Here is an 8620-nt window from a genome sequence, read left to right on the forward strand (position 1 = left end):
TACCAACTGAGCTACATCAGCAGGGCTTTGAAGTGAGGACTGGATAGGAGAATCCGCAGACCCACCGGTGGGCCTATCGATTCTAACTCATCCTTGCCTTGCTCGGGATCCCCAGCGCCACAGCCCCAAAGATAGCCCCAACGTCAGCCACGCCAGCCAATCCCCCGCGCGATTGTAGAAAGTTGTCTCAGAACGCCGCTTCACTTCTCCCGTAATCACCCCCCGCTGAAAGATGGGGCCAACCTGCTGGAGCCGACCTGAGGGATCCACCACCAGATTGCCGCCGGTGTTGTTGACAAACACCACGCTACGCCGATTTTCCACAGCCCGAAAAACCGAGAGCTGGCCATGCAACATCGGCCAGTGGCTATTACCAAACCAGCTATCATCCGAAATCACGATCAAAGACTCGGCGCCGCGACGGGTTAAAGTTCGGCTGGGCGCAGGCAAGACGCTCTCCAAGCAGATCATCACCCCCAAAGGCCCGAAAAGCTCCCCTCCGTCCAGAGGCCGATAGCCATCGGGTGAAGGCACGTAGCGCCCCGACTCGAAATAGGGAAAGATCCACTGCTTGCCAAACCCATCCAGCAAGTTGCCCCGGGCGTCAAACAACAGGGCCGTGTTAAAAAATCGCTGCTCTGGCTCCGGCAAATGGGCTGTGCGGGGATCCGGCTCTGTTGCCCCCGTAATCAAAGCGCCTTCCGGCGGCAGAATCGCTTGCATTGGCTCGATCACGTAGGGTTCCAGGCCGGTATTCAGCAGCCGTGCCCGCAGCGCCCCCTCCGGCCAAATCACCAACTGTGCCCCAGCAGCCACCCCCTGGGCAGAAAGCTGATGCAGCTCCCGGTAGCGCTCCAGGCGGTAGTTCCAACTGCGATCGGCTTCCAGCCAAGCCACCTGCTGCACTGCCCCCACCCGAAAGCCGGGATCCCTGTTTTCGACGGCCAAGGCATCGAAGTAAGCCAGGCGCACGCTTCCATAGGCCAAGACCAGCCCCGTCAACCCCAGGCCGCAGGCAAGCGTACTCCAGAAATCTCTGTTCTTGAGCATCTCACCCAAAGCGTTTCTCAGGGATCCCCTAGCCGTCTGCCACCGGCTGGAAATCTGCCTGGCCATCTGCCAAAGAACCCCATTGACGAACACGGCATAGAAGGTAACCCCCCAGATCCCCGTAACATCGGCCACCTGGATCCCGAGGGGCCAGTCGAACAACAGGGATCCCCAGTGGAAAGGGATAGGCCACCAGAGCAAGCCCAACAGCCCATCCAAGCCTGTCCAGACCGTGGCCAAGCCCAGCGGACGTGCCCAAGTCGGCAGGGGGCGGCTCAGCTCCAAACTGAGGAGCGTAGCAGTGGTGAAAAAGAGGGGGATCAGGGGAGCCACCACCACGCCCCCCAGGATCTCCCAGGCGCTCAACACCTTAACCGAGAAGGGATCCACCCAGAAGGCATACAGGCAAACCCAAAACCAGAGGCCATAGGCCAAACGCCACCGCGCCCACCCTTGCCGTTGCTCGCACAGGCCAAACAGCAGGGCTAAGCCCAGCAGCGCTCCCGGAAACCAGTGCAGCCAGCGGTTGGGGGATCCCAGACAAAGCAGCGCAATGGCCAAACCCATCAGCCAGCGGGATCCCTCGCCTGGATTTCTCTTTTGGGGCAGATCCTGCTGTTGAGTTGAAGATTTCAGTTCCAGCTTCATCACCTCAATAAAATTCAGCCTATTCGGGAAACCCCACGGGGATTGAACACGCCCCTGCCGACGGATCCTCTCCAGAGTAGCGCCCTTGCAGCAGCCGCAACTATCTCCTGGAGCACAGGGCTCCTACTGCCCGAATCTGAAGCTGTGTTAACATTTTGCATAACTTCAGGGGGCTGGTGCCTCCCGGCTTGGGTTAGGGATCCCGTCAGCGGTGCGCGGCACTATGGGCAAGGTTTTGGTTTTGAATGCCTCCTACGAGCCGCTCAACATCACCAGTTGGCGCAGAGCGGTCGTTCTATTGCTTAAGGGCAAGGCCGAGCAAATCGAGCACAATGGCCGAGTGGTGTACGGCAACATTCCCTTGCCCACCGTCATTCGTCTGCGCCACTATGTCCACGTTCCCCACAAGGAGATCCCGCTTACGCGCCGCAACGTCCTCTACCGGGATGGGCATCGTTGTCAGTACTGCGGCTGCTTCGGCGAAGATCTCACCCTGGATCACGTGATCCCTCGCTCCCGTGGCGGCGGAGATACTTGGGAAAATGTGGTCAGTGCCTGTGTGCGCTGCAACGTGAAAAAAGGGAACCGCACCCCCCGCGAAGCCGGTATGCCCCTGCTGCGCCAACCCCGCCGTCCCCACAGCACTCTTTATTTTGAAATCTCCAAAGCCGTCGGCAGTGGTTCCCATCGAGAATGGTCTAAGTACACCATCGGCCTAGAAGGGGATCCCCAGGAGGAATTGTTGGACAGCCCAAGCTAGACGGGCCGCCTAGGGATGGACTTCCGATACAGGGGCAGCTTTGGAAATGGGGGGAGAAGTGGTGGCCGGGATCCCGGTCTCGATCCACCGGTGAATCAGGGCATTGACCTCTTCGGGGCGCTCATCGTGGGGGCAGTGGCCAGCCTCCAGGAAGTATTCCACTGCTTGAGGGTAGTGGGCCCGGTACAGCTTAGAGCGTTCCCGAGCCCGCATCCAGGGATCCCGTTCTCCCCAGATCAACAACAGCGGGCGCACCAAGCTGCACAGCAGCTCATCTACATAGCGTCCCTTCTGCCCACCTCGCATCAAGGCCACAAACACATCGGCAGCCCCCGGATCCTGGGTGGGGCGATGGATGGCCTCGACCAGCTGATCGGTCACGGCTGCCGGGTCGTAGTAAACCTGCTTCAGCTTGGCTCGGATCACGTGCGGCTGCCGCAAATACTGAAACAGCAGGTAAGACACCAGGCGCTGGCGCAGGCCCCAGCCCACCAATCCGCCTATCCATTGCCGCCATCCAGTCGGGGATCCCTTGAGGGTGGAAAACCCACCTGCCCCATTCAAAAGCACCACGCCCCGCACCCACTCCGGCCACTCCGCCGCAAAACTGAGCACCACATAGCCGCCCAGGGAGTTGCCGATCCCCACCACAGGCCGACGGATTACCTGTTGGCAAAAGTCCCGCAGCTGATCCCGCCAGATTTCGGCGCGGTAGTCCCAGTTGGGCTTGGCGGAGCGACCGAAACCCAGCAAATCGATAGCGTACACCTGGTAGTGTTGAGCCAATTCGGGAATGTTCTTGCGCCAGTGGTCGGTGGAGGCTCCAAAGCCGTGCACCAGAAGCAGAGGCTGCCCCTGCTCACCCTGTTTGACGTAATGAACTGACTGCCCCCGCCAGATCCACTGCGCCGAAATGGGAGTGGCCGATGCCGATGTCGAAGCCATAGGAGTTGCTTGTAAGCCTTTCTTAATTCTAGGTTCTTTGCAGCTACTCCGGGGGGAAGCCCACCCTCTACGGGCAACGTAAGAGCAGTGGGCCTGTTAGACATAACCTCTGCTTTTTAGGCTTTGTATCACCAGGTCAATACATTCGGAGATGCTTTGCTCGGCGGTTTTGCACACCACCTCCGGGTGTTCCGGCGGCTCGTAGGGATCGTCGATGCCGGTAAAGTTCTGGATTAAGCCTGCCCGCGCCTTTCGATAGAGGCCCTTCACATCCCGGCGTTCGCACACCTCCAGGGGGGCATCCACAAAGACTTCGATAAAGCTGCCAATATACTGCCGTACCTCCTGCCGTGCTGCCCGATAGGGGGAAATGGCCGACACCAGCACAATCACCCCGTGCCGAGTCAGCATCTCCGCCACAAAGCCGATGCGGCGAATGTTCTCCTCCCGATCCGCTTTGCTGAAGCCCAGACCCTTGGTGAGATGTTGCCGCACCACATCTCCGTCGAGCACCTCCACCGGCAGCCCCCAAGCGCGCAACTGCTGGGCCACGCCGCAGCTCAGGGTGGTTTTGCCCGCCCCGCTCAATCCCGTAAACCAGACCGTTACCCCCCGCCGCGACATCTGTCTGTTTGCTTCTGTCTGTTTGCTGTGGATCCCTGAATCTTTGGCCCTGCCAGAATATCATCTCCAAAAGCAGGGTGGTACACTCGAAACACGGCTTGCGCCAGCCCCAAAGCGCTCCGCGCCGCCAACACGACAGCAATCTTTTACCGGCCATGTCTCCTCTAACTTCGCCTCTTGCCAGTGCCCCCTCGGGATCCCCGACAACTGCCGAGCTGTTTGCCGAGCATGTGATGGCCACCTATGGGCGCTATCCCCTGACCTTGGTGCGCGGGCAGGGGTGTCGGGTTTGGGATGAGCAGGGGCGGGAGTACCTGGACTTTGTGGCCGGCATTGCCACCTGTACCCTGGGGCATGCCCACCCGCTGTGGATTCAGGCGCTCACCGAGCAGGCACAACAGTTGCACCATGTTTCCAACCTTTACTACAACCAGCCGCAGGCACAACTGGCTCAATGGCTGACCCAGCACTCCTGTGCCGACAAGGTGTTTTTCTGCAACTCAGGGGCGGAAGCCAATGAGGGAGCCATTAAGCTGGCTCGCAAGTATGCCCACACGGTGCGCGGGATCCAAGATCCGATGATCCTCACCGCCCATGCCAGCTTCCATGGCCGCACCCTGGCCACCATTACCGCCACCGGCCAGCCCAAATACCAAAAAGACTTTGCCCCTCTGGTGCCCGGCTTTGATTACGTTCCCTACAACGACATCGAGGGCACAGCAGCGGTGTTGGAGCGCTGGGGCGAGCGGGTGTGTGCCGTGCTGTTGGAGCCGTTGCAGGGGGAAGGGGGGGTTGTGCCGGGGGATCCCGCCTATTTTCAATGGTTGCGCCGGATCTGCAGCGAGCGGGGCATTCTGCTGATTTTGGATGAGGTGCAGGTGGGCATGGGCCGTACTGGCATGCTGTGGGGCCACTGTAACCTGGGGGTGGAGCCGGATGTGTTCACCTTGGCCAAGGGCCTGGCCGGTGGGATCCCCATCGGGGCCTTGTTGGCGAAAGACTTTTGCGCCGTGTTTCAGCCGGGGGATCACGCCAGCACCTTTGGGGGCAACCCCTTGGCTTGTGCGGTGGGCCTGGCGGTTTGCCGCACGCTAATGTCGGAGAGTTTGGTTTGGAATGCCCAGCAGACAGGGGTGTATCTGCGTCAGGGGCTGTCCCGCTTGGCGGAGCAGTTTCCGCAGCTCGTTGAGCAAGTGCGGGGCTGGGGCCTGATTCAGGGCTTGGTGGTGCGCATCCCGGCGGCTGAAGTGGTCAAGGCAGCCATGGACTGCGGGCTGTTATTGGTGCCGGCAGGATCCCAGGTGGTGCGCTTGGTGCCCCCCTTGATCGTCACCCCGGCAGAAATTGACGCGGCTCTAGCGATGTTGGCATCGGCTTTGCAAAGGTTGGCCGCCTCCCTTGGCCATTCCGGGGCAGCCTAGCCTCGCCAGACTTGCCGCAGAAATGCCTGCAACTGCTGTCGGGCAGAGGGCTCGCGGGGAGCGGGATCCCTTGCCTGCTCCAAAAGGGGCAACACCTCCTCCGCATAGGCCGGAACAAAGCCGGCAGCAGGCCAGAGCAAATCCGAGGTGGCCCGCAGGTTCAAGACTTGGGATCCCTGCCTGAGCAGGAGAGGTCGCACCCAGAGCAGCGGCGGGGTGTCAGAGCCTGCCTCAAGACTGTGGCGAGAAACCTGAATCAGCTCCACATAGAGGGTGGCCTGCGACCCTGGCAGGGCGAGAATGGGACGGGGTGAGGGGGGAGCGCTGCCCACTTCCGCCGAGGCGGGCAAAGGGCGCCCCAGCAGACGCAGGCCCTCAACAGAGTCACACTGGGCGGGCAAACAAGGCAACAGGGTCATGCAATCGTTGACCGGAAACTGTACAGACTGTACTTATCCTAATCGATGGCTTTCTTACGTTTCTTTGGCAGGCGGGTTGGCCGGGGATCCCGTCTTTGCGGGCATTTCGTGAACCCGATTTTGTGGCATGGTGCTAGGTAGCTTTCTGATCAAACTTGAACGGATCCCGCCATGATGCACACTTTTGTCCCGCCCCACCGCTTTTTCCCCTACCTGACCTGGACGGAGATCCAGGCCATGCCCGACAAAGAGAACGTGGTGATCATCCAGCCGGTTGCCTCGATTGAGCAACACGGGCCCCACCTGCCCCTGGTGGTGGATGCCTGCATCGGCACGGCGGTCATCGGGCGCGCCATGGAGAAGCTGGAGCCTGAGATCCCGGCCTATGTTTTGCCCACCCAATGCTACGGCAAAGCCAACGAGCACTGGCATTTCCCCGGCACCATTACCCTCTCGGCCCAAACCCTGATGGCGGTGCTGACAGAAGTGGCAGAGAGCATCTACCGAGCTGGGTTTCGCAAGCTGGTGTTCCTCAATTCCCACGGTGGCCAGCCACAGGTCCTGGAGATTGTTGCCCGCGATCTGCACCAGAAGTATGAAGATTTCATGCTGTTTCCGGTGTCGGTCTGGCGCGTTCCCCACGAAGGACGAGAGCTGTTTACCGAGAAAGAACGGGAATTGGGCATTCACGCCGGCGATGGGGAGACCAGTATGCTGATGCACCTTTTGCCGGACACGGTGCGAACCGACCGATTGGTCTGCGAATATCCCCACGATCTGCCGGAAAACAGCCTGCTCAGCATGGAAGGGCGGATCCCTTTCGCTTGGGCAACTCGCGATCTCACCCAGAGCGGAGTTTTGGGCGATGCCACCGCCGCCACGCCGGAGAAAGGCAAAGTTTTGGTGGAGTCCATGTCTGACGGCTGGGTGCGGCTGATCCGAGATCTGCACCGGTTCCAGCAGCCCAAGGCTTGGCGCAAAGCCCCGCTGCTGGTCTAGGGATCCAGGCAAAAGACCTACGGCCTGCTTTGTGAAAGGCTTTCGCCAGAACTGGCCGACCAAGATACGACCTGCTGACGCGATCAGGGCAGCTTTTTGCTGGGCTGCTGCAAACTCTATCTGCCCAATGGGAAAGGGTGATACCTTGGCCCCAGAACACACCCGTTCTGGTGGAAATGGGGTGGATTTGGGCAAAGTTCACCTGGCCACTGCCCATGAGGGTATGGATATCTTCATCGCTAACGGTCAGGAGCTGCAGTCGAAGCGGCAGTACCCGGAAAGCCGAAGGGGAAGCTGGCCCAGTTGCTGCGTTGCAGGCAAAAGGGTTCGCGGCGGTATCGCCGACTGGTTCGTCATCTTTCCTGTCGGGCCCAAGCTGTTCGCCTCTGGCGGCGGGGAGCGCCTGAAAGAATCCTCGCCCTCTGGGTCAAGACTCAATTAACCAACGGCTCCAGCCCCCGCAAACACGCTGCCAATGCGGCGCATTGCCTCTTCCACGTTGGCGCGGCTGTTGAAAGCGGACAGGCGCAGATAGCCCTCTCCGGCGCTGCCGAAGCCAGAGCCAGGGGTACCCACCACATGGCAGGTGTGCAGCAGCTTGTCAAAAAACTCCCAACTGCTCAGCCCAGCGGGTGTTTTCACCCAGACGTAGGGGGCATTCACGCCGCCATAGACTTGGATCCCCACTTCGGCCAACTGCTGGCGAATGATGCGGGCATTTTCCAGGTAAAACTGCACCAGACCTTGCACCTGCGCTTGCCCCGCTTCGGAATAGACCGCCTCCGCCCCCCGCTGCACAATGTAGGACACCCCGTTGAACTTGGTGGATTGACGGCGATACCACAAGCTCCACAGATCCACCCAGGATCCATCGGCAGCTTGCCCCCGCAAAGACTTGGGCACCACCGTAAAGGCACAGCGGGTGCCGGTAAACCCAGCGGTTTTGGAAAAGGAGCGGAACTCGATGGCACATTCCCGCGCCCCTGGAATCTCGTAAATGGAGTGGGGGATCCCGGGCTCGGTGATGTAAGCTTCGTAGGCGGCGTCGAACAGGATCAAGGAGTTGTGGGCACGGGCATAGTCCACCCAGTTTTGCAGATGCTCCCGTGTGGCCACTGCGCCTGTGGGGTTATTGGGGAAGCAGAGGTAGATCACATCCACCTTTTGGCTGGGCAGGCTGGCGGTGAAGTGATTTTCGGCAGTGATGGGCAGATAGACCAGGCCCTCGTATTCGCCGCGTTCGTTGGCCGGCCCCGTATGGCCCGCCATCACGTTGGTGTCCACATAAACCGGATAGACAGGATCCGTGATGGCGATGGTGTTGTCGTGGCCGAGGATATCCAGGATGTTGCCGCAATCGCACTTGGAGCCATCGGAGACGAAGATCTCGGAAGCGTCGATATCGCAGTTGCGGGCCTGGAAGTCGTGCCGGGCAATGGCCTGGCGCAGCCACTCGTAGCCCTGCTCTGGCCCATAGCCGCGAAAGGTGGCCCGTTCCCCCATTTCCTCCACCGCCCGGATCATGGCCGTTCGACAGGCTTCCGGCAGCGGCTCGGTGACATCGCCAATGCCCATTTTGATAATTTGAGCTTCGGGATGGGCGGTGGCAAAAGCCTGCACCCGCCGGGCGATCTCGGGAAAGAGATAGCCGGTCTTGAGCTTGAGGAAGTGGTCGTTGATCCTGGCCATGGAGGTTTGCCGAAGAGGAGGTCATCGGCTTTTCAGTGTAGCTGTTCGCGCTAGCGGGACGGAGT

General features: G+C 60.3%; 9 protein-coding genes. 4 read left to right on the top strand and 5 right to left on the bottom strand.

Annotation, left to right across the window (positions count from 1 at the left end):
- Window positions 1-87: 87 nt before the first annotated feature.
- Window positions 88-1698, bottom strand: coding sequence for a nitrilase-related carbon-nitrogen hydrolase (locus NW819_RS11490; protein WP_414413823.1), 1611 nt, complete (start codon window positions 1696-1698; stop codon window positions 88-90).
- Between the two features lie 223 nt (window positions 1699-1921).
- Between NW819_RS11490 and NW819_RS11495 the strand changes: the two genes are divergently transcribed.
- Window positions 1922-2458 carry an HNH endonuclease gene (locus tag NW819_RS11495; RefSeq protein WP_011433030.1) on the top strand — a complete coding sequence of 179 codons (537 nt, stop codon included), beginning with the start codon at window positions 1922-1924 and terminating at the stop codon, window positions 2456-2458.
- A 9-nt stretch (window positions 2459-2467) separates the two neighbouring features.
- On the opposite strand, the gene NW819_RS11500 is transcribed toward NW819_RS11495, so the two are convergent.
- Together NW819_RS11500 and cysC are read right to left on the bottom strand one after the other, a co-directional pair.
- Entirely contained in the window at window positions 2468-3403 is a 936-nt protein-coding gene (locus tag NW819_RS11500; RefSeq protein ID WP_011433031.1) for an alpha/beta fold hydrolase, read from the bottom strand.
- Window positions 3404-3499: 96 nt separating this feature from the next.
- Window positions 3500-4027 (bottom strand): adenylyl-sulfate kinase, encoded by a 528-nt coding sequence (cysC, locus tag NW819_RS11505; protein ID WP_414413824.1) that lies wholly within the window; start codon window positions 4025-4027, stop codon window positions 3500-3502.
- A gap of 155 nt (window positions 4028-4182) precedes the next feature.
- On the opposite strand from cysC, the gene NW819_RS11510 reads away from it, so the two are divergent.
- A complete protein-coding gene (locus NW819_RS11510) occupies window positions 4183-5448 on the top strand; it encodes an aspartate aminotransferase family protein (RefSeq protein WP_414413826.1) in 1266 nt (421 codons plus the stop codon).
- Here the strand turns inward: NW819_RS11510 and NW819_RS11515 are convergent.
- Window positions 5445-5867, bottom strand: coding sequence for a hypothetical protein (locus NW819_RS11515; RefSeq protein WP_414330686.1), 423 nt, complete (start codon window positions 5865-5867; stop codon window positions 5445-5447). The two genes, NW819_RS11510 and NW819_RS11515, sit on opposite strands and share 4 nt — an antisense overlap.
- Window positions 5868-6041: 174 nt before the next feature.
- On the opposite strand from NW819_RS11515, the gene NW819_RS11520 reads away from it, so the two are divergent.
- A complete protein-coding gene (locus NW819_RS11520; RefSeq protein ID WP_414413827.1) occupies window positions 6042-6866 on the top strand; it encodes a creatininase family protein in 825 nt (274 codons plus the stop codon).
- Between the two features lie 145 nt (window positions 6867-7011).
- Entirely contained in the window at window positions 7012-7308 is a 297-nt protein-coding gene (locus tag NW819_RS11525; RefSeq protein ID WP_148202718.1) for a hypothetical protein, read from the top strand.
- On the opposite strand, the gene NW819_RS11530 is transcribed toward NW819_RS11525, so the two are convergent.
- Entirely contained in the window at window positions 7305-8555 is a 1251-nt protein-coding gene (locus NW819_RS11530; protein WP_414413825.1) for an LL-diaminopimelate aminotransferase, read from the bottom strand. The two genes, NW819_RS11525 and NW819_RS11530, sit on opposite strands and share 4 nt — an antisense overlap.
- Window positions 8556-8620: the final 65 nt, after the last annotated feature.

The organism is Synechococcus sp. R8-2, from assembly GCF_047461715.1.
GTDB lineage: Bacteria > Cyanobacteriota > Cyanobacteriia > Thermostichales > Thermostichaceae > Thermostichus.

Excerpts from the sequence above, each read along its gene's own strand:
- NW819_RS11500 (WP_011433031.1), bottom strand. The coding sequence starts at position 3,403 with ATGGCTTCGACATCGGCATCGGCCACTCCCATTTCGGCGCAGTGGATC.
- NW819_RS11520 (WP_414413827.1), top strand. The coding sequence starts at position 6,042 with ATGCACACTTTTGTCCCGCCCCACCGCTTTTTCCCCTACCTGACCTGG.
- NW819_RS11510 (WP_414413826.1), top strand. The coding sequence starts at position 4,183 with ATGTCTCCTCTAACTTCGCCTCTTGCCAGTGCCCCCTCGGGATCCCCG.
- NW819_RS11490 (WP_414413823.1), bottom strand. The coding sequence starts at position 1,698 with ATGAAGCTGGAACTGAAATCTTCAACTCAACAGCAGGATCTGCCCCAA.
- NW819_RS11495 (WP_011433030.1), top strand. The coding sequence starts at position 1,922 with ATGGGCAAGGTTTTGGTTTTGAATGCCTCCTACGAGCCGCTCAACATC.
- cysC (WP_414413824.1), bottom strand. The coding sequence starts at position 4,027 with ATGTCGCGGCGGGGGGTAACGGTCTGGTTTACGGGATTGAGCGGGGCG.
- NW819_RS11530 (WP_414413825.1), bottom strand. The coding sequence starts at position 8,555 with ATGGCCAGGATCAACGACCACTTCCTCAAGCTCAAGACCGGCTATCTC.
- NW819_RS11515 (WP_414330686.1), bottom strand. The coding sequence starts at position 5,867 with ATGACCCTGTTGCCTTGTTTGCCCGCCCAGTGTGACTCTGTTGAGGGC.